The sequence below is a fragment of the Microbispora sp. NPDC046933 genome (assembly GCF_040644635.1).
Lineage (GTDB): Bacteria > Actinomycetota > Actinomycetes > Streptosporangiales > Streptosporangiaceae > Microbispora.
In genome coordinates this window covers 283,027-307,693 of sequence record NZ_JBEYWW010000003.1, presented here as the reverse complement: position 1 = coordinate 307,693, position 24,667 = coordinate 283,027, and the positions used below count along the sequence as shown (strand labels likewise).

At 67.8% G+C, this 24,667-nt stretch carries 18 protein-coding genes; 11 read left to right on the top strand and 7 right to left on the bottom strand.

The window, feature by feature from the left end; genetic code table 11:
* The first annotated feature begins 41 nt into the window (after positions 1–41).
* Positions 42–1,688, top strand: a complete 1,647-nt coding sequence (locus tag ABZ857_RS05985; protein WP_357038183.1) for an extracellular solute-binding protein — start codon at positions 42–44, stop codon at positions 1,686–1,688.
* Between the two features lie 191 nt (positions 1,689–1,879).
* Complete coding sequence (locus ABZ857_RS05980) at positions 1,880–3,166, top strand: family 1 glycosylhydrolase (RefSeq protein WP_357038180.1); 1,287 nt, start codon at positions 1,880–1,882, stop codon at positions 3,164–3,166.
* A gap of 108 nt (positions 3,167–3,274) precedes the next feature.
* Here ABZ857_RS05980 and ABZ857_RS05975 read toward each other — a convergent pair whose 3' ends face one another.
* On the bottom strand, positions 3,275–5,452 hold the full coding sequence (locus ABZ857_RS05975; RefSeq protein ID WP_357038177.1) for a cellulose binding domain-containing protein: 2,178 nt from the start codon (positions 5,450–5,452) through the stop codon (positions 3,275–3,277).
* A 252-nt stretch (positions 5,453–5,704) separates the two neighbouring features.
* The gene (locus tag ABZ857_RS05970) at positions 5,705–8,413 is read right to left on the bottom strand and encodes a Tat pathway signal sequence domain protein (RefSeq protein ID WP_357038174.1); all 2,709 of its coding nucleotides are present in this window, start codon (positions 8,411–8,413) and stop codon (positions 5,705–5,707) included.
* A gap of 304 nt (positions 8,414–8,717) precedes the next feature.
* On the opposite strand from ABZ857_RS05970, the gene ABZ857_RS05965 reads away from it, so the two are divergent.
* The 3 genes from ABZ857_RS05965 to ABZ857_RS05955 all read left to right on the top strand — a co-directional run bounded on the left by ABZ857_RS05965 (position 8,718) and on the right by ABZ857_RS05955 (position 12,629).
* Positions 8,718–9,803 (top strand): LacI family DNA-binding transcriptional regulator, encoded by a 1,086-nt coding sequence (locus ABZ857_RS05965; protein ID WP_357038171.1) that lies wholly within the window; start codon positions 8,718–8,720, stop codon positions 9,801–9,803.
* A 142-nt stretch (positions 9,804–9,945) separates the two neighbouring features.
* A complete protein-coding gene (locus ABZ857_RS05960) occupies positions 9,946–11,859 on the top strand; it encodes a DUF2264 domain-containing protein (RefSeq protein ID WP_357038168.1) in 1,914 nt (637 codons plus the stop codon).
* 35 nt (positions 11,860–11,894) lie between these two features.
* The gene (locus tag ABZ857_RS05955) at positions 11,895–12,629 is read left to right on the top strand and encodes a TIM barrel protein (protein ID WP_357038165.1); all 735 of its coding nucleotides are present in this window, start codon (positions 11,895–11,897) and stop codon (positions 12,627–12,629) included.
* 611 nt (positions 12,630–13,240) lie between these two features.
* Here ABZ857_RS05955 and ABZ857_RS05950 read toward each other — a convergent pair.
* The 4 genes from ABZ857_RS05950 to ABZ857_RS05935 all read right to left on the bottom strand — a co-directional run bounded on the left by ABZ857_RS05950 (position 13,241) and on the right by ABZ857_RS05935 (position 18,724).
* Entirely contained in the window at positions 13,241–14,767 is a 1,527-nt protein-coding gene (locus tag ABZ857_RS05950) for an alpha-N-arabinofuranosidase (RefSeq protein ID WP_357038163.1), read from the bottom strand.
* Positions 14,768–14,945: 178 nt separating this feature from the next.
* Entirely contained in the window at positions 14,946–16,430 is a 1,485-nt protein-coding gene (locus ABZ857_RS05945) for an alpha-L-arabinofuranosidase C-terminal domain-containing protein (RefSeq protein ID WP_357038160.1), read from the bottom strand.
* Between the two features lie 72 nt (positions 16,431–16,502).
* Complete coding sequence (locus ABZ857_RS05940) at positions 16,503–17,465, bottom strand: aldo/keto reductase (RefSeq protein WP_357038157.1); 963 nt, start codon at positions 17,463–17,465, stop codon at positions 16,503–16,505.
* A 242-nt stretch (positions 17,466–17,707) separates the two neighbouring features.
* On the bottom strand, positions 17,708–18,724 hold the full coding sequence (locus ABZ857_RS05935) for a LacI family DNA-binding transcriptional regulator (protein ID WP_357038154.1): 1,017 nt from the start codon (positions 18,722–18,724) through the stop codon (positions 17,708–17,710).
* A gap of 324 nt (positions 18,725–19,048) precedes the next feature.
* Between ABZ857_RS05935 and ABZ857_RS05930 the strand changes: the two genes are divergently transcribed.
* The 4 genes from ABZ857_RS05930 to ABZ857_RS05915 all read left to right on the top strand — a co-directional run bounded on the left by ABZ857_RS05930 (position 19,049) and on the right by ABZ857_RS05915 (position 23,054).
* Entirely contained in the window at positions 19,049–20,320 is a 1,272-nt protein-coding gene (locus ABZ857_RS05930) for an ABC transporter substrate-binding protein (RefSeq protein WP_357038151.1), read from the top strand.
* A 9-nt stretch (positions 20,321–20,329) separates the two neighbouring features.
* A complete protein-coding gene (locus ABZ857_RS05925) occupies positions 20,330–21,256 on the top strand; it encodes a sugar ABC transporter permease (RefSeq protein WP_357038149.1) in 927 nt (308 codons plus the stop codon).
* Entirely contained in the window at positions 21,256–22,092 is an 837-nt protein-coding gene (locus ABZ857_RS05920) for a carbohydrate ABC transporter permease (RefSeq protein ID WP_357038146.1), read from the top strand. Before ABZ857_RS05925 ends, ABZ857_RS05920 begins: the two co-directional genes overlap by 1 nt.
* Before the next feature lie 110 nt (positions 22,093–22,202).
* The gene (locus tag ABZ857_RS05915) at positions 22,203–23,054 is read left to right on the top strand and encodes an aldo/keto reductase (RefSeq protein WP_357038143.1); all 852 of its coding nucleotides are present in this window, start codon (positions 22,203–22,205) and stop codon (positions 23,052–23,054) included.
* A gap of 120 nt (positions 23,055–23,174) precedes the next feature.
* Here the strand turns inward: ABZ857_RS05915 and ABZ857_RS05910 are convergent, their stop codons facing one another.
* Positions 23,175–23,516 (bottom strand): hypothetical protein, encoded by a 342-nt coding sequence (locus tag ABZ857_RS05910; protein WP_357038140.1) that lies wholly within the window; start codon positions 23,514–23,516, stop codon positions 23,175–23,177.
* 197 nt (positions 23,517–23,713) lie between these two features.
* Between ABZ857_RS05910 and ABZ857_RS05905 the strand changes: the two genes are divergently transcribed.
* Together ABZ857_RS05905 and ABZ857_RS05900 are read left to right on the top strand one after the other, a co-directional pair.
* Complete coding sequence (locus tag ABZ857_RS05905; RefSeq protein WP_357038137.1) at positions 23,714–24,292, top strand: GIY-YIG nuclease family protein; 579 nt, start codon at positions 23,714–23,716, stop codon at positions 24,290–24,292.
* A gap of 80 nt (positions 24,293–24,372) precedes the next feature.
* The gene (locus ABZ857_RS05900) at positions 24,373–24,582 is read left to right on the top strand and encodes a hypothetical protein (RefSeq protein WP_357038136.1); all 210 of its coding nucleotides are present in this window, start codon (positions 24,373–24,375) and stop codon (positions 24,580–24,582) included.
* Positions 24,583–24,667 lie beyond the last annotated feature (85 nt).

Here is a 24,667-nt window from a genome sequence, read left to right as displayed (position 1 = left end):
CCAGATCCTTTCGGCGCGCTGCGCCGGGAGAGGAATTCGTCATGGACAGCACCATCGACCGCCGCGCCCTGCTGAGAATGGCGGGTGCGGGCGTGCTCGGCATGGCCGCGGCGCCCTTGCTCACCGCCTGCGGAAGTGGCGGCGGAACGTCCGGCGACGTCTCCAACGCGGGCAAGAAACTGGTGCCCTGGCCCGCGTACGTGCCCTTCGCCGGCCCCACGCCCGACGCTCCGGGCGACGCCTCCGGCGTGCAACCCCTCTACCTGCGCTATCCGGACAAGCTGGTGCAGTCGGTGCACGACACCGTGGGTGACGGCTCCAAGGTCACCGCGCTGGTGGTGACCTTCGGGCCGCCGCCGAAGCCGGTCGGGGAGAACCGGTTCTGGCAGGAGATCAACAAGGCGCTGAACATCGATCTGAACATGGTGGTCGTGCCCGATCCGGAGTACGGGCAGAAGATGGCCACGCTGATGGCCGCGGGCAGCGACATACCGGACATCATCATGTTCACCAACCTGGCGCTGCCGCACGCGGCGGAGTTCATCCAGTCGCAGTGCGCGGACCTGTCCGACCACGTGGCGGGCGACGCGATCAAGAACTATCCGAACCTCGCCAACATCCCGACCTACGCCTGGAAGGGCATGGGGAGGATCAACGGCAGGATCTACGGCGTCCCGCTGGAGCGCCCGGCCCCGGCCAACAGCCTGTTCGTCAACCGTACGGCCCTGAACGAGGCGGGCATCCCGCTGGACTGGACGACCGAGCAGTACCTCGACGCGATGCGCGAGCTCACACACGACCGCAAGTGGGGGACCGGCTGGTTCAAGACCCTGTTCGGCGGCTTGGGAGGCGTCACCTATCACGCCGGCTCCCTCGGCGCGCCCAACACATGGGCGGTCACCGGTGGACACTTCACCCACACCATCGCCGCTCCGCAGTTCGAGCAGGCTCTCGACGTCATGCGCAAGCTGGTCGAGGCCAAGTCGGTCTACCCCGACAGCCTCACCGTCAGCTCCACCGACATGCAGAGCTACTACCACAACGGCACGGTCGCCTCGATCAACGACGGCTTCGGCTCGGTGGCGCTGGCCACGCTCACGAAGATCAACGGCGGGTTCGACCTCGATCTGGGCCGCCCGTACGGCCCGCGGCCCACACCGTGGCGAGGTCCCGGCCTGTTCGGCTACGTGGCGTTCAAGAAGGCCTCACCCGACCGGATCAAGCTGCTGCTGCGCATCTGCGACTACCTCAGCGCCCCCTTCGGCACGAAGGAGTACGAGCTGGTCAACTACGGGGTCGAGGGCGTGCACTTCACCAAGGACGCCGACGGGATCAAGACCACCGACCTGTACCAGACCGAGAACAACACCACTCTGCCCGTCAAGTACATCGGCGTCGCGCCGTCGGCGCTCTACCTGCCCGGTTATCCGGAGGCCGCCAAGGCCGTGTACGAGTGGGAGAAAGCGAGCCTGCCCAAGAGCATCGCGAATCCCCAGGCCGGGCTGCGCTCGGCCACGGACGCCGCCAAGGGCGCCCAGCTGAACCAGATCATCGGTGACGGTATCGCGGCGGTCGTCTTCGGCCGCAAGCCGCTGTCGGCGTGGAAGGACGTCGTCACCCAGTGGCGGCAGGCGGGCGGTGACCAGGTGGCCGAGGAACTGGCCAAGGAGCACGCGGCCACCCAGTGAACCGGCGGGCTCAGCCCGTCGGCCGAGCCGGAATGGAGCCGGGTAGCGGGCGCGCGTCCCGCGGATCCGGGACGTCCCGATCGAACACGCGCATCCTGCTGCGACGACGAGCGGCGGCGCACCGCGCCGTCGCTCGTCGCTCGTCGCGACCGCACACGCCGCCATGACATCGCACGAGGAAGGAGCACGCCGTGGCGTTTCCGAACGGGTTCCTCTGGGGTACGGCGACCGCCGCGCACCAGGTGGAGGGCAACAACATCGCGAGCGACTTCTGGGCACTGGAGCACGCGCCCGGCAGCCTGTTCATCGAACCGAGCGGAGACGCCTGCGACCATTACCGGCTGTATCGTCAGGACATCGCCCTGCTCAAGGAGCTCGGGTTCACCAGCTACCGCTTCTCGATCGAGTGGGCCAGGGTCGAGCCCGAGGACGGCCTCATCTCACGGGCGGCGATCGCCCACTACAGGGACGTGCTGGCGGCCTGTCACGAGTTCGGCGTGACCCCGATGGTGACGCTGCACCACTTCACCAGCCCGGCGTGGCTGATGCGGCTGGGCGGCTGGGAGTACGAGGGCACGCCGGAACGGTTCGCGGCCTACTGCCGGCTCGTGATGGGCGAGCTCGGTGAGCTGATCCCGTACGCGTGCACCGTCAACGAGGCCAACATCGCGGCCCTGACCCGCAGAACGATCGAGGAAACCGCAGGTGTGAAGCCGCCGGACGGGAGCGAGCAGGCGCCGGTCGGGCTGGGGGAGACGTTGGCCGGAGGCCTCTCCTCATGGCGCGATGTCGGCGCCGCCGCGCTCCGCACCACCCCCGGCAAGTTGAACGTGTTCCTGCTCACCTTCAGCGAGTCGGGGCAGTCGATCGTCCGGCGGGCCCACGTCGCTGCACGTCGCGCCATCAAGGAGGTCAGCCCGGCCACCCGGGTCGGCCTCACCCTCGCCCTGCAGGACTTCCAGGCCGAGGCGGGCGGGGAGAGGGCCGCCCGCGAAAGGTGGGCCGAGCTCTTCGACGACTTCCTGCCGGCGCTGGACGGCGACGACTTCCTCGGGGTGCAGAACTACACCCGCGTACTGCTCGACGCGGACGGCGTCGCGGTCCTCCCCGACGGCGCCGAGCTCACGCAGATGGGCTACGAGTTCTATCCCCAGGCGCTGGAGAACGTCGTCCGGCGCGCGGCGGCGGCCGGCCTGCCGCTGATCGTCACCGAGAACGGCGTGGCCACCGCCGACGACACGCGCAGGGTGGAGTTCATCCGCCTCGCCCTGCGGGGCCTGGAGCGCTGCCTGGCCGCGGGAGTCGACGTGCGCGGCTACTACTACTGGTCGGCTCTGGACAACTTCGAGTGGATGCTCGGCTACCGCCCGGCGTTCGGTCTCATCGGGGTGGACCGGGACACACAGCGGCGCACCGTGAAGGACAGCGCCCGCTACCTGGGCGACGTCGCCCGGCGGAACGGTCTCGCCTCATCCTGAACCCGGCTCGCCGAGTCCTCCCGTACGTGGAGCACGGCCGGCGCGCCGCGGTGAACGTCGGGCGCCGGCCGTGCTCATGCGCGTGACATCGCTAGGACCTTCGCGATGTCACCTGACGTAGGTGATGTCGGGCCGGGGCGGCTTGGTCATGCCGGCTCCGAGGAAGTAGTCCACGTGGTGGGACTGCATGTAGCCCTTGAGCGTCATGGCGTTCCGGTAGGCCGGGTTGTGCGCCAGTGTGTAGAGCCTGGTCGTGGTCGGTTGGTTGGTCGTGAAGATGATGAGTTCGTCGTAGCTCGCGTTCGTGTAGACGACCTCCTCCCGCCAGTCGCCGAGAATGTCGCCGACAAGCGTGGGGTTCACGCCCTGGGCCGCGTCGACCGCGCCGTACTGGGAGATGTTCAGCAGCCGGGGGGTGCGGTTGGTGGGGGTGGGGTTGTCCGGATCCCACTTCTCGAACTTGCCGTCGTTGAGCAGTTCCATCGTGAGGTCGCCGTCCCACCACAGGCCCATCTGCGGCCACGGCCGCAGTGAGGTGTCGCTTTCCGTGAGCCGGTTGGTCGCGGCGTTGTAGACGCCGGAGAAGGACCAGACCTCCATGCCGGGAAAGCGGGGGTCGATGTCGCCGGCCATGCCGCGCCCCACATCGGTGACGCCGTCCTCGACGTGTTTCCAGATCATGGTGCCGGTGGCGGCGTCGTAGTAGTACTCACGCAGGCCGCTGGGGTTGTCCTGCTGCACGCCGTACCCCTGTAGGCCGGGCCGACTGGGGTCCATCTTGGCGATGTGGAAGCGGTCACCGTGGACGACGCCTTTGGGGCCCAGCGAGTACCGCAAGGTGCCGTTCCCGTTGAGAACGTACCCGATTTCGGCGACCTCGTCCTTGCCGTCACCGTCGACGTCGATGATGCGGGTGTTGTGGCCGTCCGGGGCGTTCTGGTTGCCGCGCCGCCACTTCCACTGGAGGGCCAGGGTCTTGCCGTCGAACTTCCAGGCGCTCTCCATGAGGTTGAAGTCCCCGCTTCCGATGCGGTTCTTCATGAACGCCACAAGGCTGGGATTGACCCCGTCGAGGTATCCCACCCCGAAACGCGCGTACATGGGACCGTCGGACAGGTAGTCGGTCGGGACCGCGGCCGTGGCCCGGGCCGCGCCGGTCATGCCGTCGAGGATGGCGATGTACTGGCGGTTGTTGTCGCTCTGGGTGAACTTGGCCCCGTTGCCGAATGTGACCCCGTTGGCGATCCGTACGGCGACCTCGGCCCTGCCATCGCTGTCGAGGTCGGCGACGGTGACGCCGTCCCAGTTGCCCACGTCGATCGTCGACGATCCGCCCTCGATGTTGTTCTGGTTGGTGCTGTTGGGCCCCATGTCCACCTGCCACAGGAACCGCCCGTCCCGCCGGTAGGCCTCGATCTTCTGCGGGCTGGTCTGCCGGTCCAGCACGTAGTCGTACTCGCCGTCGCCGTCGAGGTCGCCGACCCAGACGAACTTCACCGGACCGCCGGAGCGCAGCGGCACGCGGACCACCGGCTCGACGGCGTGGTTGGCGCTCAGCGTGAAGGCCTCACTCGGCGACTGCTCGTCGCCGCCGATCACGGGCCGGACCCGGTAACTGGTGGAGCGGGTCAGGTCGGCCGTGGAGTCGACGAAGTTCGTTCCCTTCGTCAGAACGGACGAGTTGAGCTTGACCCACGATCCGCCCGCCGTGGACCGGTACACGTTGAAGCCGATGCCGTCCGGGTCGAGCCCCAGCAACCGCCATGTCACGAGCACATTGGTGCTGTTCGACCGTACGGCCACCACCCCGCGGCCGAGGTTCTCCATCTTCCGCGAGCCGCCAGGGACCGGCGAGGTCGTGGGCGTCGGGTTCGGACTCGGATTCCGGGTCGGGGTCGAGCTCGGGGAGGGGACGGAGGGGGCGCCTGTGCACTTGGTGCCGTTGAGGGTGAAGCCGGTAGGCGCGGGATTGTCGTCCCTCCAGGCGCCGTTGAACCCGAATGAGGTTTCGGCGTTGGTGGCCAGGGCGCCGTTGTAACTGACGTTCTTGGCGGTGACCTGCGCACCCGACTGGGTGACGGTGGCGTTCCACGCCTGGGTCACCGTCTGGCCGCCCGCGTAGGACCAGGTGAGGGTCCACCCGTCGACGGGGTCGCCCAGGTTGGTGATGGTGACGTTCGCGCCGAAGCCGCCCTGCCACTGATTGGTCACCGCATAGGTGACCCGGCAGCCGGTGGCCGCCTCCGCGGCCGTTGGCACGGTCAGGCCCGCGCCTGCCAGGGCCACAGTGACACCCGCGGTCAGGAGGCCACGCCGCCGACTGCCGCGGCGTGACGCGATGGGTGAGTGTCTCAAGAGAAGACTCCTTCTGCACGGCGCCGGCGGCGGAGCGCCGGCGCCTTCGAGTAAGCGCTGAGGATCCAGGTCACGTGTCGATGCGTTGCGAAGACCACTCCCTTCTCTGCTCGCCGTCGGTCCCGGCACGTACGTGCCGGGACCAGGTATCGGAGTCCGCGCCGGGTGGAGGGGCGTACGGCCTCACGAGGCGAGGTGATCGCCGACCAGGGCCAGACACTGGATGGCGGCCAGGCCGTACTGGGCGGAGGCGTTGGCCGAGGCGAAGGTGGCCTCGTCGATCGGCTTGAGCACCTTCGGGCCCTCCACGTGCACGGACGTGAACCGCAGGCTCTTGGGGTAGCCGGCGTGTCCGGTGTCGAACTCCTTCCACGCCCGCGCCGCGAGGCCGGCGTCGCCGAGCTTGGCGGCGGCGTAGGCGGTCAGCCGGGAGTGGGCCTGACGCAGGTTCAGGCTGCCGAAGGACTGCCCGGTCTCCGCCTGCTGCTCGGCGGCCGTGCCGTTGTAGAGGCGGCAGTACTGCAGCCAGGCCTTGGTGAACGCCTCGTCCCCGGTCAGGGAGATGACCTCGCTGCACAACTCGACCAGCCCGAAGACAGCACCGAGTGCGCCGACGTCGACCGCGGTGTCGTCCGGCCTGAAGGTGCCGTCGTCGAGGTCGTACCAGCCGCTTCCCCGGATGAAGCCGTTGGGCATCGCGGCGATGGTGCGCATGCCGTTCAGCAGCTTGGTGCGGGCGATCGGATCACCGCCGCGTTCCCATTCGGTGAGCCACGCCAGCGCCAGCGCGCCCCAGTCGGTGCAGGTGCCGACGCCGAGGGCGTGCGGGTCGGGCTCGTATGGCCCGGTGCGGATCTTGCGGATCGGGTCGAGGGCCAGGAAGGAGCGGTCGGAGTCCACGAGGTCGCGCAGCAGGTCGCCGGCGCGTTCGTCGGCGGTGAGGAAGTAGAGGAACCGCCGGTAGCCTGCGTTGCTGATGCGGACCTGCTTGGCGCTGTCGCCCCAGTGCTGCACGCCGTGCCGTGTGCCCAGGTCGCGCCACTTCCCCAGGTGGTAGACGTCGACCTCACCGGTGTGGCGGCTCATCGCCTCGGCGAACCGGAACGCCTCGGCCTTGCCGGTGCGCAGGTAGTGGTACCACAGCCACAGGTCGGTCGACAGCTCCGAGTTGTCCCAGGCGTAGCCGCCGACGTCGTAGCACCAGGTGTGCCGGTCCTTGTCGTAGGTGTGCATGATGTCGCCGTAATTCCAGAAGCCGTACCAAGACCGTTGCTCGACCTGCTTGCTGTGGTAGTCGAACAGGAAGTCCAGACGGTCCTCGATCGCCGCCTTCGCCGGGGTCGAGCGGTCCACCGGCGACCAGTCGCCGAACACCCTCGCCCCGTGCAGGTGCGAGGGTGGCGCGACGACGAGCGGTGGCGTACGTACGGCTCCCGCCATGTCCGCCAGCCGTTCCGCCGTGGGCGTGGCGTCCAGCGCCCAGAACATCAGCTCGCTGGTGCGCGCGATGCCGTAGGGCGTGCCGAAGCCGGGCTCGTAGTCCTCGTACGTGATTTCCAGGCCCTCCAACTGCTCGGGATAGGTGTCCTGGCCCATGCCGTCGTGGTAGAACCGCAGGTCCATCGCCCCGGCGTCGGGTGACCACAGCCACACGGTGGCCTCGGCGACGTCGCCGGCCGCGCCGCGGATGTCGAGCTGGGTGGGGTGCAGCTGCCAGAAGTTGCGCAGGCCGAAGGCGAAACCGCCGCTGGGACTGCCGACATAGCCGAGTCCTCCCGCCCGGCCGCCGGAGTTCACCTCGATCCAGCCGTGGCCGGGCCTGGTGCGCTTGCGTATCTGGAAGCCGTCGGCGCTGAGCTGGCGCAGGGAGTAGTCCCCGAAGGCGGGGATGAGCTCCAGGCGCGAGCTGACCCGGCTGTCCCAGGTGGCCACCGGCGGTGTTGCCTGCCCGGTGACCTGCGCCTGGCGGACCGCCGCGCCCGGGTCGCGGCGCAGTCCGGTCACACCGCGCACGGCCTCGGACAGCACGCCGTCGCCCTGCCCTGCGAACCGGATGTGGCGATCGTGCAGCGCGTCCCGCATCGGCACCTCGAAGCGGATGCCCAGCCCTCTGATGAAGTCCTTCTTCTCGTTGCCGTCGAACACGAAGCTGTGCGCCGCGCGGATCCCGTCGCTGCCCGCGTAGAGGTACAGGCGCACGACGAAGGGGAGCCAGGAACGGCCACCGTGCCGGTGCCCGCCCTCGATCCTGATCACCGCGCGGACCGGCCCGGACTGCTCGACCACCACCTTGTCGGTCTGGCTCTCGAACCGCTCGACCTTGACCGAACCTGTCTCGTCGTCGCCGGCGTCGCCCTGACGCAGACAGACCAGGCGGCCGTTCCTGGCGATCTCGCGGTCTCCGCGGGCGATCGCGGACACCAGTCGGTTGCCCTTCCTGGGGATCCGGCACTTGATCACACCGGTGTCCACTTCCACTTCGTTGCCGGCGTTCCTCACGGCGATCGCCTTCGCAGGGGCGGCGGGGGAGCCGGGCCCGAGCACGTAGTACTCCGACGGTGCGACTTCGGGCCCGATGGCGTGCGCGGTCCATTTCAGCGACCCGTCCGGCCAGTACGCCGTGGCCCACGTCTGTACCGGCACCTGCTGTCCCGCTGCCGTTTGCAGGGCGAAGGACTGGGTCCGGGGCATCGTGCCCCTGGGCCAGGGCACGCCCCACGTGGCCCCGGCCGCGAGCACGCGGGGGACGCCTTCCAGCCAGGTGAGCCGGACGCCCTCGTCGGCGGCACCCGCCTCATAAGTCGCGGCCGCCTGCGCTGTGCCGGCGCTCCAGCCCATCTGCCCGGCCGCGCCTGCCAGCACCGCGCCTTTGATCAGGGTTCGTCGGGACATCGTCGCCATGGGGGGACTCCACTTCGAACGAACGCAATTGGGGGTGTGTAACGTCGGCGAAACCTGAGATGGTTTAACCGTTTACATGGATGGGATAGCACCACGAGCTGGCATGCAAGTCAAGATTTGTGCTGCCTGATCGGTCAGAAGGCGAAGCGGTTACGTACGCCACCTGCGTGAAAGGGATTTCATAAGATCGCCCGGCCCTCTGATGGCTGGCTACCCGTGATTTGACGTGCTGCTTCCCGTGTAGCATCTTCGTGTTGAAGCGGTTTCATGAGGTTGTTGGACACAGGGAGGTCGGATGCCTCGCCGGGTAACGCCCGAGGACGGACGACCCCGCCCCGCGACGATCCGGGACGTGGCCGAACGCGCCGGGGTCTCGGTCGCCACCGTCTCGCGGATTCTTTCCGGCACCTATCCCAGCGCTCCCACCACGCGCAGCAAAGTCATGCGCGCGGTGCGCGAACTCGACTATGTGGCCAACGCCCATGCTCGAGGGCTTGCCGGCGTACGCCCTCAGAACGTGGCCATCGTGGTCAACTCCGTCATCTCCCCGCACTATGCACATGTCGCGCAGGGGGTGCAGGACCAGGCCGTACGTGAAGGCAGGTTGTGCATCGTCGGAACCACCGGCGGCGATCCCGAGCGGGAACTGGCGACCATCCAGTTGATGCGCGAGCAGCACGCGGAGGCCGTGATCCTCGTCGGGAACATCGTGGCCGACGAGGCGTACCGCGAGCGCATGGCCGACTACGCCCGCGCCCTGGCCGCGGCGGGCTCGCGACTGGTGCTGTGCGGCAGGCCCCCGCTGGGGCCGGACGTACCGGCCATCGTGGTCGAATACGACAACACCGGCGGTGCCCACGCCGTCACCAGTCACCTGCTCTCGGCGGGTCACAAGCGCATCCTGTTCCTGGGCCGTCGGACCGGATACACGACCCCCGAGAGCCGGATCGCCGGCTACCGCGCGGCGCTGGCCGCGCACCGTGTCCCGCACGACCCGGGGCTGGAGGTCGACGGCACGATGGAGCGGCGTGAGGGCTACCGCATGATGCGCGAGCGTCTCGACAGCGGGCCGCGTGACTTCACCGCCGTCTTCGCGGGAAACGACCTGATCGCCGCCGGTGCCCGGGAGGCGCTGCGCGAACGCGGGCTGCGCATTCCCGACGACGTCTCGATGGTCGGATTCGACGACCTCCCTCCGGCCGCCGACATCGACCTGACCACCGTGCACGTGCCTCACGAGGAACTGGGCCGCACGGCCGTACGGCTGGCGCTCGAAAGCGAAAGCACCGGCAGCGCCCAGCACGTCCTGCTCGGCACCCACATCGTCGTCCGCGATTCCGTCCGCCCGAACCTGGAAGAACCGTCGGCGGCGGCTGTCTGAGGTCGTGACGCGCGGTCGGTGACCACGGAGCGCGCCAGGTCGCTGGACCACTTGCCGCCTGCCGGGTCGGTGGTGAAGCGTTTTCTGTGCGATGGTGTTCGTGTCGTGACTTCCCAATGGTGATCGGCTTAGTATCCGTTTTATGCCTGCCCGTCTGTGCCTCCCCCCTCCAGACCCCCAACTGTCCGGGTACACCGGCTGGACCCGCGCTCACTGGGAGAGCGTGGCGGATCACTTGCTGGATTCGGTCGTGCCGTACGCCACGGACGGCTTCGCGCAGTTCCGCCTGCCTGGGCGGCCGAGCAGGTCAGGTCCGGTGAGCGACGGGCTCGAAGGGTTCGCACGCACTTTCCTGCTCGCGGCCTTCCGCATCGCGGGGGCGGAGGGCGACGTGCCGCCCGTCCTGCTGGAGCGCTACGCGGCGGGGCTCGTGGCCGGCACCGACCGCGCGCACCCGTACGCCTGGCCGCCCCTGGCCGACATGGCCCAACCGCTCGTGGAGGCCGCCTCGGTGGCGCTCGCGCTTCACGAGACCCGTCCCTGGCTGTACGACCGCCTGTCGCCGGCACAGCAGGAACGGGTGACGGCGTGGCTGGCCGGATTCATCGGGCGGCGCACGCCGGCGAACAACTGGGTGCTGTTCCAGGTGGTCGTGGAGCAGTTCCTGGCCGATGTGGGCGGGCCGCACGACCCGGGCGAGATCGCCGGAGGACTGGAGCGGATCGAGGAGTGGTACGTCGGCGACGGCTGGTACTCCGACGGCGAGGGCAAGAACTTCGACTACTACTGCGGCTGGGCGATGCACCTGTACACGTCGCTGTGGGCGAGGATGGCCGGCGACACCGCCCGTCAACAGCTCTACGCGGAACGCCTGCGCCTGTTCCTGACGCAGTACCAGCACCTGTTCGCCGCCGACGGCGGGCCGGTGCACCAGGGGCGTTCGCTGATCTATCGCTTCGCGACGGTCGCACCGCTGTGGCTGGGGGCGCTGACCGGCGCCTCGCCCCTTCCCCCGGGCCGGACCAGGCGGATCGCGAGCGGCGTGCTGCGTCATTTCGTCGAGCACGGCGCCCCGGACGACCGTGGCCTGCTCACGTGCGGCTGGTACGACGCCTTCCCACCGGGCACGCAGGACTACTCCGGCCCGGGGTCGCCCTACTGGGCCAGCAAGGCCTTCCTCGGCCTGCTGCTGTCACCCCGGCACCCGGTCTGGACGGAGGCCGAGGCGGCCATGCCGGTCGAGGTCGCCGACCAGACGGTGGCGATGCCCGCGCCGGGCTGGCTGGTGCACGCCACCAGGGAGGACGGTGTCGTCCGGCTGGTCAACCACGGAAGCGACCGCGAGCGGGTGCAAGATCCCACGGGACCCCCGGACCCGCACTACCTGAGGCTCGCCTACACCACCCACACAGGCCCCGACATCACAGACGAGGCACCCGACGGGCAGCTCACGGTGATATCGCCGGACGGAGTCGCCTCCAGGCGGCGCCGCATCGAGCTCCTCGCCGTGGGGGAGCGCTTCGCCGCCTCGGCCTATCAGGACGGCCCCGTCCGGGTGGTGACCGCCTCCGTCATCGACGGCGCGGCCGAGATACGGATCCATCAGGTCACGGCCCCGGCCGGACACGTGGTGAGGGACGGCGGCCACGCGCTCGCCGGACCGGAGCCGTCCGCGACCCGGTCAGGAGGCGACTGGGCGCTCGCGCGGCGCGCGGACGGCCTGACCAGCGTGATGCGCGGGCTGTACGGCTACACCGGCGCGGGCACGGCGACCGCGCAGGGGGTGAACGCCTTCGGCCGCCACTCCGCCACGCCGTACCTGATCCGCGACGCCCATCCCGGGGGTACCGCCATGTACGTCAGCCTGGTCCTGCTTACGGGAGCAGAGCAGGAGCCGCCCCTACCGGAGGTGGAGGTGAACGGTGACGTGGTCGCCCTGAAGCTGTCCGGCGGCGAGTCGATCGCGGTGCGTCTCGACGGAGTCCCCACGGTCTCCGCTCCGTTGTCGAGCGGCACGTCGTCGGTCCGGACCTCCGGCCTCCGCGTCGAGTCGTGATGAACGCGGCGACGCTCAGCGCGGGGTTGTGCAGCGTGACCTACAGAGCTCTGACAGCGGAACAGATCATCACGCTCGCCGCCGACGCCGGTCTCGACCGCGTGGAATGGGGCCAGGACGCCCACGTTCCGCTGGGCGATGAGACGGTCGCACGGCAGGTGGGGGAGGCCACCAGATCGGCCGGCCTGGAGGTGTCGGCGCTGGGCTCGTACTACCGGGCGGGCACCATCGACGATCCGGACGAGGACAGGCGGGTGTGGCGGCAGGTTCTGGCCGCCGCGCGTGCTCTCGGCGCGCCGCGCGTGCGGGTCTGGGCGGGAAATCAGGCGTCGGCCTGTGCGATCGACAGGCGCAAGGTCCTGGACGCGTTGCGGCGGTGCGTCGACACGGCGGGGGACATCGTGGTGGCGACGGAGTTCCATGCCGACACCCTCACCGACGACATCGACTCGGCGCTGTCGATGCTCGACGATGTGCCGGGGTTGCGGACCTACTGGCAGCCGCCGAACGGCATGCCGGACGACGAGGCGCTGGCGGGCCTGCGCGCGGTGCTGGACCGGGTGGACGCGGTGCACGTCTTCAGCTGGTGGCCCACCCACCGCGACCGTTGGCCGCTCACCCGCAGAGAGGCCTTGTGGCGGGAGGCTCTGCGGCTGCTCGCCGCAACGGGGCGGGCGATCGATGCCTCTCTTGAGTTCGTCCCCGGCGACGATCCCGCCGTGCTTGCTCGAGAGGCGTCCACGTTGCGAAGTTGGCTGCGAGGCCGCTGAGCACGACATGGTCAGAGCTGGACGGTGCCGCCGTCCCCGGCATCCGGGCACCGGGGATGGAGTAGGCGTCGAGAACCGCGCCCGACGCGCGGTGCCCGATCTCGCACGGCAGGTTGAGCCCTTCGCCGCCCGGCCCGCCCGGATCAAGCAGCAGGACGCCGCGCCGTCCGGCGGGGTCGGCCGCGGGGATGCGGAACACGGCTTTCTCGATCGTCCGGCCGTGCGGCCGGCGGTAGTCCAGCGGAACGCGCAGCGTGCCGGACTTCTGCTTCGGGTCTACCTCCACCCCGGCCGGCGCCGTGGGGCAGTCGCCCCACACGGTTGATTCTGGCCCGGCCGCCATCGTTTCCGCTGAGACCGCCGACGCGTGCACGACCAGGAGCACCAGGGCGAACACCGCCGTAAGGAGCTGCGTACATGTGAATGCGGTGGTGGCGCCTGCACCACCACCGCCCGGACTGGAACGGACCGGTTCGTACTCGTCGCGGGGGTGGGTCGATCGTGCTTCTTCGTCTGACCTACCTCGCCGCCATGAACCGTCACGCGGGGGCGACTTGCTTTCTGGGGCGCTGTTACACGACTCCAGGGACGCCATCGCGGCGGGGAGTGCGTTAGCCGGCGGGGCGCAGGCGAATGACGTTCCAGGAGATGGGTCGGAGGGTGACGGTCAGGTGGCCGTCGGTGACCGGCCCGGTTGGGGCAGCGCGGGGGCGGACGCGGTCGGGGTGATGGAGGGTGTTGGCAGCGCGGATTTCAGGGTCGGCCAGGACGGTGTGCTCAACCGGCATGTAGCCGGGGAAGGCCCGCAGGTCTATGGCGAGTTCGACGGCGTCGGTGGTGTGGCGGTTCACGGCCAGGATGGTCAGTTCGCCGCCGTCCGGGCCGTCGCTATCGGTGATGTGGGTGGCGACGGTGTCGATGACAGGCACTTCGCCGTAGCGGGCGGTCTCGTACGTGGGGGTGGACGCTTCGGTGCGCAGGACGGTGCCGCGGGCGTAGCGGGCGGCTTGGGCGAAGGGGTGGAAGATGGTCTGGCGCCAGGCGGGCCCGCCGGGTTCGCTGCGGATGGGGGCGATGACGTTGACGAGCTGTGCCAGGCAGGCGGCGGTGACGCGGTCGCTGTGCCGGAGCAAACTGATCAGCAGGCCGCCGACGACGATGGCATCGGCGACGTTGTACTGGTCCTCGATGACCCGCGGGGCGACCGGCCAGCCGTCGCCCGGGTCCTGGGTGCGGTAGCGGGAGAGATACCAGACGTTCCACTCGTCGAAGGAGAGGTTGATCCGCTTCGTGGCGCGCCGCTTGGCGCGGACGTGGTCGGCGGTGGCCACCACCGCTTCGATGAAGTGGTCCATGTCGGCCGGGGAGGCGAGGAAGCTGGCGAGGTCACCGTCGAGTTCCTCGTAGTAGGCGTGGCAGGAGATGTAGTCGACCTGGTCGTAGACGTGTTCCAGGACGGTGGCCTCCCAGGAGCCGAAGGTCGGCATGGCCGAGCTGGAGCTGCCGCAGGCGACGAGTTCCAGGCCGGGGTCGACCATGCGCATGGCGCGGGCGGTCTCTGCGGCCAGGCGACCGTACTCCTCGGCGGTCTTGTGCCCGGTTTGCCAGGGGCCGTCCATCTCGTTGCCGAGGCACCACATGCGGATGCCGAAGGGGTCCTTCGCTCCGTTGGCGACACGCCGGTCGGACAGAGCGGTGCCGCGCGGGTGGTTGCAGTATTCGAGCAGGTCGACAGCCTCCTTCACACCGCGGGTGCCGAGGTTGACGGCCATCATGGTCTCCACGCCGGCCTTGTCGGCCCAGCGGGCGAACTCGTGCAGGCCAAAAGCGTTGGTCTCGGTGCTGTGCCAGGCCAGGTCGAGACGAGTGGGGCGGTCGGCGGCCGGGCCGACGCTGTCCTCCCAGCGGAAGCCGGACACGAAGTTGCCGCCTGGATAGCGGATGGTGGTCACGCCCAGTTCGCGCACGAGGGCCAGGACGTCGCGGCGCAGGCCGTCTTCGTCGGCTTGCGGGTGGTCGGGCTCGAAGATGCCGGTGTAGACACAGCGGCCCATGTGCTCGACGAAGGAGCCGAAGAGACGGTGGCTGACGTCGGCGACACGAAAGGCGGGGTCCACAGCGAGGGTTGCGCTCAGCATGAGGTGATGTGCTCCGGGATGTACGTAGGGCCAGAGACGGCACGGGGGAGGGAACGACGGGCCGGGGAGGTGCCCGGACGGAGGTCATTTGAGGCTGCCGCCCGTCAGACCGCCCCTGCCGATTCCGCTGAAGCAGCAGGAAGGCGACGAGAGGCAGGACTGATCCGGCTTTCACGACCTAGCAGGGGAACGTGACGAACAGCACACTGTGTGGCGGCAGGGTGAGCACTCCGTCTTCGACCGTGACTTTCGTGTCCACGGGTTGGATTTCGTCGGGGGAGTCGACGTCGTTGTAGGCGTCGGGGGTGGGTGCGGTTAGCAGCGTGCCGTCGAAGGTTCCGTTGATCGGCCCGCTGCCGATCACGACCTTGCAGGAAACGGGTTCGCGGTCGTGCTTGTTGACGAAGGCGATGATGATCGAGCTTCCGGCGTTTCCTCGCGTTGCGATCACATCGATCGCCGGAACGGAGCCGCCAGGGACTTCCAGCGGCGGAGCGATCGTGTGGCTGTCCAGAACCTCGGGGCCGAGCAGGCTGGCGTAGAGCCGCAACACGTGGAAGGTGCTGCGGCGGACGATGCCGTCGCGGTGGACGAAGAGCGGCCCGCGTGCGTTGACGGTAGGTGCGATGTTCGCCATGCGCACGGTGTCTGCGTGCCGTAGGCATGTGTTGAGGAAAACCGCGGAGAAGATCGCGTCCGCCATCGTGTAGGTCGCGTTCAGGTCGTTCAGGTCGCGCGCCGCGATGGCCTCCGCATCGGTTGGCTTCGGGTGATGCCAGCCGCGAAGGTTCCATTCGTCGAACGCGATGGAGACCTGGTCCTTGAGGTCCATCGCGACCAGGATCGCCTCAGTCTTCGCGATCTGTGCTTCTGGAAGAACTGTGAACGCCATGCACTGGCGGTAGTCCGACGGCTCGTTGACCTCGTTGAGGTGATCCCAGTAGCCGTGGATCGAGACGTAGTCGAGGTAGCGTCCGGCGGCCTTCAAGAGCGGTATCGTCCAGTCGACGTCGTCGACTGCGGCGGCGAGCAGCTTCACCGTCGGGTCCGTGCGGCGCATCATCTTCGCGGCTTCGGCCACGTAGTGGCCCCACTCGCCGGGCGTGCGAGCGCCGAGTTCCCACGCGCCGTAATTCTCGTTGCCTATGCTCCAGTAACGCACCGCGTGCGGCGCACGGTTGCCGTAGCCGGCGCGCCGGTCAGCCCATCGGCTTCCCGGCAGACTGTTGCAGTATTCCAGCCAGTCGGCCATCTCCTCGCCGGTCCCGGTCCCGGCATTGGTGCAGATGTACGGTTCCGCGCCTATTTCCCGGCACCACGCCACGAACTCGTCCGTTCCGAACGTGTTCGGGTCGGTAACCCGCCATGCCCGGTCGAAGACCGGTGTGCGCTCGGGCCCGATGCCGTCTTGCCAGTGGTATCCGGAAACGAAGCAGCCGCCCGGCCAGCGAACGACCGGAACGTGCAGTTCGCGTAGTGCGGCGATGACATCCTGGCGGAAGCCGCGCTCGTCCGAGAGCGGTGATCCGGGTTCGAAGATCCCGCCGTAAACCTGGCGGTGGAAGTGTTCGATGAAGTGACCGAACAGGTCACGGCTGTAGGTCTTGGTCGTCCGGTCGGGCTGGATGTTGACCGACGCGCTGCGCGCGGGTGATGCGTTCACTTCAACTCCAAAGGGACGGATTGCGGCCCGGCTGATCGCGGGTGTCGAAAGGGCTGGACGAGTCGTTTCGCGTCACCACGCGTAGTGCTCCGGTGCCGGCGCCTTGCCGGGGAAGATCTCGTCGAGTTCATCGAGGTCTTCGGCGCGAAGTTCCACGTCCAGGGCCTTGAGCGCGGCGTGGAGTTGTTCGACGGTGCGAGGGCCGATGATCGGAGCGGTCACGGCGGGCTGATGCAGCAGCCAGGCGAGAGCGACGGACGCCGGCGCGTGCCCGAGGCGGGCGGCCGTGTCATGGAACCGGCCGAGTCGCTCGCTCTGCGCGAGTTCCCGGTCCTGTGCCCGCGGCGAAGAGCGTCGGCTGTTGCCGGGGGCAAGGGCTGAAGCGCCGCCCAGCAACCCCCCGGCCAGCGGCGACCATGGAACGAGCGCGAGTCCGTACGCCTGAACGGCGGGAATCACTTCCAGTTCGATGTCTCGTGTCGCGAGGTTGTAGAGGGACTGCTCGCTGACGATGCCCAGAAGGTGGCGCTCCTTCGCGGCGGCCTGGGCTGTGGCGATATGCCATGCGGCGAAGTTGCTGCTGCCGACGTAGAGGATCTTGCCCTGGTCTATCGCGACCTGGATCGCCTGCCAGATCTCTTCCCACGGTGTCGCACGGTCCACGTGGTGGAACTGGTAGATGTCGATGTGGTCGGTGCGAAGCCGCTTGAGGCTCGCGTCGAGGGCTTGGCGTATGTGCAGAGCGGAAAGCCCTCCCTCGTTCGGCCAGCTGCCCATTTTTCCGTACACCTTGGTGGCGAGGACGGTGCGCTCGCGGCGCCCTCCTCCCTGGGCGAACCAATGACCGATGATCTCCTCGGTCTGGCCGAACGGTGCACCGTACTGATTTGCGGTGTCGAAGTAGTTGATGCCCGCCGAGTGGGCCTCGTCCATGATCGCGTGTGCATCCTGCTCGGCTGTCCGAGGTCCGAAATTCATCGTGCCAAGGCAGAGCCTGGACACGTCCACGCCTGATCGGCCCAGTTTCGTATACATCAAGTGTGTGACTCGCAATCCATGTTGGATCGGCTGAGCGCGCCGACAGGGGATCGAAGGGGCGGGCGTGAGTCCGCCGACAGGGGGGACAGCGAAGCGAGGAGCGCCATGTCCCACGTTTACCTTCTTCGGTATACCGGGAGCGCCTGCGGTGTGGCAAGAGTTCGTGTCGAGCTGACCGTGACTGTCAACTACGGGAGCGGGGCTGACAGCGAGGCGTCCGAGCGGGTGGAAGGCCGGCCTCAGGACTCCGCCGTCGACTCCCGGCCGACGATGCGGTATCGCGTGCGATGCTCACGGCCTGGCCCCGAGCTGTAGGTTCCCTCGATTCGGGAGCGCAGGAAGCCCAGCGCGACCTCGGCCATCTCGGCCAAGCCGAAGTCGACGGTGCTCAACGACGGGTATGTGTACTTGCACTCTTCGAGGTTGTCGAAGCCGATGACGGCCACGCGATCCGGGACGTCCATGCCGGCGTCGTGCAGCGCACGCAGTGCGCCGACGGCGATCAGGTCGTTGAACGCCACTACAGCGTCGAAGGGGACTGACCGGGCGATGAATCGCCGCATGGACAGGGCCGCGTCGCCGCGGAACCACTCCCTGACGGGTACGACGAGGTCCTCGTCGTAGGGCACTCCGGCCTGCAGCAGGGCGTGCTTGTATCCGTCGAGGCGGAACGACGCAGGTCCGCGCAGTTCTCGCGGGTAGGGGCCAAGCGCGACTATCCTCCGCCGACCGAGCGCCAGCAGGTGTTCGGTCGCCGCCTGGGTGGCGTCGGCCGAGTTCATCGTCACGCGGTCGAACTTGTCGCTGATGTAGCGATCTCCGAGCAGAACGATGGGGGTCGGCCCGGCGAGCAGCATGTCGGAGTAGCTCTCGTCGAGAGCGTGAGCGTTGTACAGCGTGCCGTCTATCAGGGGCGTATCAGCGCCGGTGACCAGATGCAGCTCCTGGCTCATGTCGCCGCCGGTCTGCTCGATGATCACCGACAGGCCCTGCGCGCGCGCCGCCTCGGCGACCGCGGCGGCCAGCTCGGCGAAGTAGGGGTTGCGCAACTCCGGGATGACGAGGCTGATCACTCCTGTGCGGCCCGACCGCAGCCGGCGTGCTGCGGGATTGGGGCGATACCCCAGCTCGGCAGCCGCTTCCAGGACGCGTCGCTTGGTAGCGGCGCTGACGTTGGGCCGGTCGTGCAGTGCGTTGGAGACCGTCTTGACCGACACCCCCGCCACGCGCGCGACGTCCCGCACCGTGACAGCCACCTGAAGCCTCCCCCGCCGGTCAACGCCGCAGCGTCCCGTGATCCTCGCCAGGGGCCAAGGTTGCAACCGCCTAGTTCGATCCCTTGACGTCGAACATGGCCGCAGTTTAACGTAACCGCTACTTAAGGTAAACGTGGGAATCCAGGCTCGACCGAGGTGGTTCCCCCTGATCGCCTGCTAACACGGCACAGCACAGCGCGGGCGGGCACCGCCGATCCGGCTGCCTTCACCGCTCCTGCGCAGCAGCGACGAACCCTCACGGCTGGTGTCACGCCTGGCGAGGGGCCGTGTCGCCCAATCCACACCTCACGCTAGGGGATACAAATGCGTCGATTCGTCGTAGGCGCGATGGCGGCAGCGTGTTCGGCCACCATGCTGAGCGCCTGCTCCAGCGCGCCAGATGCCACGAACGGGAACGGCAAGGAAACGGTCACGATCACGTTCTGGAACACGAACACCGCATCGGACCGTCCGGCTGTCGAACAGATCGTTCGCGACTTCAACGATTCACAACAGGGAATTCGCGTCAATATGACGATTATGCCCTATGACGTCTTCCAGCAGAAGATCCTTCCCGCGTACAAGTCGGGTTCCGGTCCGACGGTGGCGGCGTTCGAGGCGTCGACGGTCGCCGGCTACGCGGCCCGGGGACTCATCCAGCAGATCGATGACCTGTACTCACCCGGGCTGCTCGACAAGAACGCGATGGCGCCCGCCCTGCTGGCACCCAGTATGTGGAACGGCCACACCTACGCCGCGCCGTTCGAAGCCGGGCCGGCCATGCTCTACTACAACAAGAAGCTGCTCGCGAAGGCAGGTTTCAAGGAGCCGGCCACGACGCTGGAGGGCATCGTGGAGCAGGCGATCAAGACCACGCGGTACGCCGAGGGCAAGGATCAGAGCAACGTCTACGGCTTCCCGATCCCGGACCACGCGTCGCTGCCCATCTGGGCACCGCTCATCTGGTCGCGCGGCGGCGAGATCGTCTCCACGGATGGGAAGACGTCGCAGCTGGACAGCCCGCAGACCGTCGCCGCGGTGGACTACTGGAAGAACCTCATGCAGCAGCAGCACATCTCGCCTGCCGGTCTCGCCGGGTCCGACATGTCCAATCTCTTCTCCGCCGGCCGGGCGACCTTTGTCCTGGACGGCCCGTGGTCGACGACCAACTACACGGCGGCGAAGGTCGACTACGGTGTGATGCCCTTCCCCGCAGGGGAATCGGGCTCGCAGATGACCATCGCCGCCGGAGCGGCGCTGGCCGTGGCATCTCGCATTCCCAACGCCAGCCGTCAGGCCGCGCTGAAGTTCCTCGCGTTCTGGAACTCCAAGCAGTCACAGGTCACCTGGTCGGTCAAGTCCTCGTACCCGCCCAACCGCACCGACATCCCGGCCGGCGAACTGGCCGCGAACCCGACGGCCAGCCTCTTCGCGGCGAAGCAGAACATGCGCTTCTTCCCTGGTGCCGTGCTGAAGGCCAACGACATCGTCAACAACGTCTTCATTCCAACGGTGCAGCGAATCGAACGCACCCCGGGTTCGGCAGCCGACGTGCTCAAGTCCGCCTCCGCTGCACTCCAGTCCGACCTGCAGTAGGAAGCCATCGTGTCCTTGACCGTGCTCCACCAAGGAAAAACGGGATCGACGCCTGCCGGCTCACCACGTACCCGCCGGTCCACGCGCTCGGCCATCGGATTCCTCACGCCTGCGACGCTGATCCTGAGCATCTTCGTTCTGTGGCCGGTGGCCAGGTCGTTCTGGGTCTCCCTGACCAATGACGACGGCTTCACCACCCCGCAGTTCGTAGGACTGGACAACTACGTGACCGCGGTGCACAACCCACGCGTGGAAGGCGCGCTGATCCACACGGCCGAGTACGCGCTGGTCACCACACCTGTTTCCATCGCGCTGGCGGTGCTCCTCGCGCTCTGCCTGAATCAGAGGCTGCCGTTCCGGGGCCTCATTCGCGCGGCCGTCTTCCTGCCGTTCGTGGCGTCGCTGGGGATCACCGCGATCGCGTGGACCGCGATGCTCGACCCCCAGATCGGCTTCCTTTCCGGCACCCTCAGTCACATCGGCATCCCCCTCGGCGATGGACTGCGCGATCCTTCGCTGGCGCTGCCCCTGGTGATGGCGGTCGGCGTGTGGCGCAACGTCGGCTTCTTCATGATCCTCTACCTGGCAGGGCTGCAGTCGATCCCGAAAGAGGTGTACGAGGCGGCCCGGCTCGATGGCGCGAGCAGAACGCGCACGTTCCGCAGCATCACCTGGCCGCTGCTCGCCAACACGACCATGTTCGCCTTCATGATCGCGGTCATCTTCTCCTTGCAGGTATTCGACCAGATCTACGTCATGACCGCCGGCGGGCCCTACTTCAAGAGCGAGACCCTCGTCATGCTCATCTTCGACACCGGAATCAACAACTACCAGCTCGGCTACGCATCGGCGCTCTCATGGATCCTGATCGCCATCCTGCTGGTCGCCAGCGGCCTGCAACTTCGCCTGTTCAAGAACAGGACGGTGCAGTACTGATGGCAGCGCGCCGACTCAGCCGCTACAGCGGCGCACAGTGGCTCGGCTCCGCCGGCCTCCTGATCGTCGCCGCGTGCTTCCTGCTGCCCTTCGTCTGGATGCTGTCCACCTCCTTCCGCACCCAGGGGGATCTGGAGTCGGCACCGACCCAGGTGCTACCGCAGCACTTCACGTGGGTGAACTACATCCATATCTGGCACTACATCCCGTTGGGCCGTGACCTGGCGAACACTGTGATCTTCGCCGGGTTGGTGACCGTGGCCTCCGTGTTCCTCGACGCGCTGGCCGGCTACGCGTTCGCGCGGTACGACTTCAGAGGCAAGAACGTGTGGTTCATGCTGGTCTTGCTGACGTTGATGGTGCCGATATCGATCACGTTCATCCCGGTCTACGAATTCCTCTCGCAGTTGGGCTGGCTGAACACCTTTCAGGGCCTGATCGTTCCGCGTATCGCGGACGCCTTCGGGATCTTCTTCTTCCGTCAGTTCTTCACCGCACTGCCCAAGGAACTGGAGGAGGCCGCACGGATCGACGGTGCCGGCGAGTTCAGAATCTTCCTGACCATCATGGCTCCGCTCGCCGGTCCCGCCGTGGTCACGGTCGGCCTGTTCAACTTCATCGCCAACTGGAACGACCTCCTCTGGCCCCTGATGGTGACCTCCGACGCGGACATGCAGACCCTTCCGGCCTCGCTGGCGCTGTTCAAAGGCCAGCACAACAGCGACTACGGACTCCTGATGGCTGGCAGCGTGATCGCGCTCGTGCCCGTCATCGTCCTGTTCCTCGTCGCACAGCGACGCTTCGTGTCAGCGATCGCGACCAGCGGAATCAAGTAGCGACCGAGCTCCCGGAGAACCGGACGGCCACCGCTTGGAAGCCGCAGAAGGCAAGAAACCATCAGCCGTGCCCGGCCCTCCTGGGCCACTCGACAACTTATGGAAGAAGCATGCAGTACGTCACCTTGAACGCTGGCATCGAGATGCCGATCCTCGGCTTCGGCGTCTACCAGATTTCGCCGGAGCAGACCGAACAGGCCGTCTCCGACGCCCTCGCCGCAGGCTACCGGCTGCTCGACACCGCAGCCGCGTACGGGAACGAGGAGGCGGTCGGCCGCGCCATCAAGAGCAGCGGCATCCCGCGCGGTGAGCTGTTCGTCACGACCAAGCTGTGGATCCAGGACGCCCCCGCCCAAGACAACACCCGGCGCGCTTTCGAGACGTCCCTGAGTAAGCTGCATCTGGACTACGTCGACCTGTACCTGATGCATCAGCCCTACGGCGACGTCTATGGCCAGTGGCGCGCCATGGAAGCGGTCAACCGCGAGGGACTTGCCAAGGCGATCGGCGTCTCCAACTTCTACCCCGACCGGCTCCTAGACCTCATCTTCAACAACGAGATCACGCCCGCGGTCAATCAGATCGAGACCCACCCGTTCTTCCAGCGCGCCGCCTACCAGGACCTCATGGGCGAACACGGTGTTCAGCACCAGTCCTGGGGTGGCTTCGCTGAAGGTAGGAACGACCTGTTCACCCATCCCGTGCTCACCGAGATCGGGAAGGCGCACGGCACGTCCGTTGCGCAGGTCGTGCTCCGCTGGCTGATCCAGCGCGGTATCGTCACGATCCCGAAAACGGTCAGCCCCGACCGCATGGCGCAGAACCTCAACGTGTTCGATTTCGAGCTCACCGACGATCAGATGGCCGCCATCGCCACCCTCGACACCGGCACGAGTCTCTTCTTCGACCACCGCGACCCCGAGATGGTCGCCTTTTTCAGCAAGCGTCGGCCGAACGGCTGAGCGACAGGAGTAGCGGCGCCTCGCCCACAGCGCAAGATGCGGATGCCCCGATACGAACCCTCGAGGTGTCCGCCCGGTACCCGGCTCTCCCCGACCGGTTCATGCAAATATCGCGGCCGGTTATGAAGGGTTCGTGCCGGATGCAGTGCCGCGGACGATGGCTTGCGGAGACCCATCGTGAAGATCGGCGTGCAGTACGAGCAGCTCTTGCCCGGAAGCGGACAGAAAACCGCAGCTGCGCGCATGGATTTGCAAGTGCAGTAGCCTTCCCGAGAAGCAGCGCATCGGCGCTGCGGCTGGCGCCTTGATCTCGTTCGGCACCACGGTCGGGCTCAACGGCAGCACCACCACTACCGAGGTGGCACGGGCCCCGGCGACCCGCACCGACCTCCATTCGGATCGGAACACGCCTGCAAGGTCGGCGAGGCCATCGTCAAGCTCGGCAAGACGATGCACATCCACGTCAGCGACGGCTACCACCGCTTACGGGTGCACGAGCTGCAGCTGACCGCCGACTATCTGGCCAAGGTCGAGGAGGAAAGGAACAGGTCCGCGCGCAGCGGGAGCGGCAGCGGGAGGAGGAGGCCGCGCGCCGGGAGTTCGAACGCGAGAAGACCCGCCTGCGCAAGGAGGAGTCCCACTACCGCACCGCGCTGGCCATGCTGCTGGCGAACGGCGACAGGGCGGGCGCGGAGGAGCTGAATGCGAAGCTGGAGGAGATCGGCGCCGCGGTCGCCGATGTGGAGGCGCGCGAGGCCAACATCCGGGCGGGCTATGTGTATGTCATCTCCAATATCGGCGCGTTCGGCGAGAACGTCGTGAAGCTCGGCATGACGAGGCGGCCGGAGCCCGGAGGCCGGGTGCGTGAGTTGGGGGATGCCTCGGTGCCGTTCGAGTTCGACACCCACGCGCTGATCTTCAGCGAGGACGCCGTCTCTCTCGAAAGCCGGCTCCACGATGAACTGCGCGAGCGGCGGGTGAACAAGGCCAACGCTCGCCGTGAGTTCTTCTACGCTACCCCTGCCGAGGTCCGCGACCTGCTGGAGAAGATCGCTGGCCAGCGCCTGCTGGAGTACCGCGACGTGCCCGAGGCGTTGAATGGCGGCAGTGGGCCCACGGCGCTGCGCCCGCAGTCTGAGGCCCGCAGGGCGGGAGTGTCCCGCAGGGCGGGAGAGCAAGATATTCGTAATGTCCCGTTACCGCTGCATCCGGCGGGATGCGGCGGGGGACATTCGTGATCAGAACCGCCCGCCACCAGTCGGGGGTGGGTTCTAGACGATTGCGACCGGGCGCGGTCGTCGGAGGAGCGGTCACGAGCATGTCCGATGGGGGAGAGGACACCGGGTCCAGCACGGGGTCCAGGCAGGTGCGGCGGCGGCGTCAACGCCAGGCGGTGCCACGGCCGCACGTGGTGAAGTTCGTGCTGACCGAGGATGAGTACGCCGACTTCCGCACGGCCGCGCAACGCCTTGGGCTGGCGCACGGGGCGTACGCGCAGAGGCGGCCCTCGCGGCGGCGCGGATGGTGAACCCGCCGATGCCCGACCCGCTACGCGAGGCGCTGATTGATGTTGCCCCGGTCTTGTGGACAGCTGAGTGCTTGGGACGATGTGT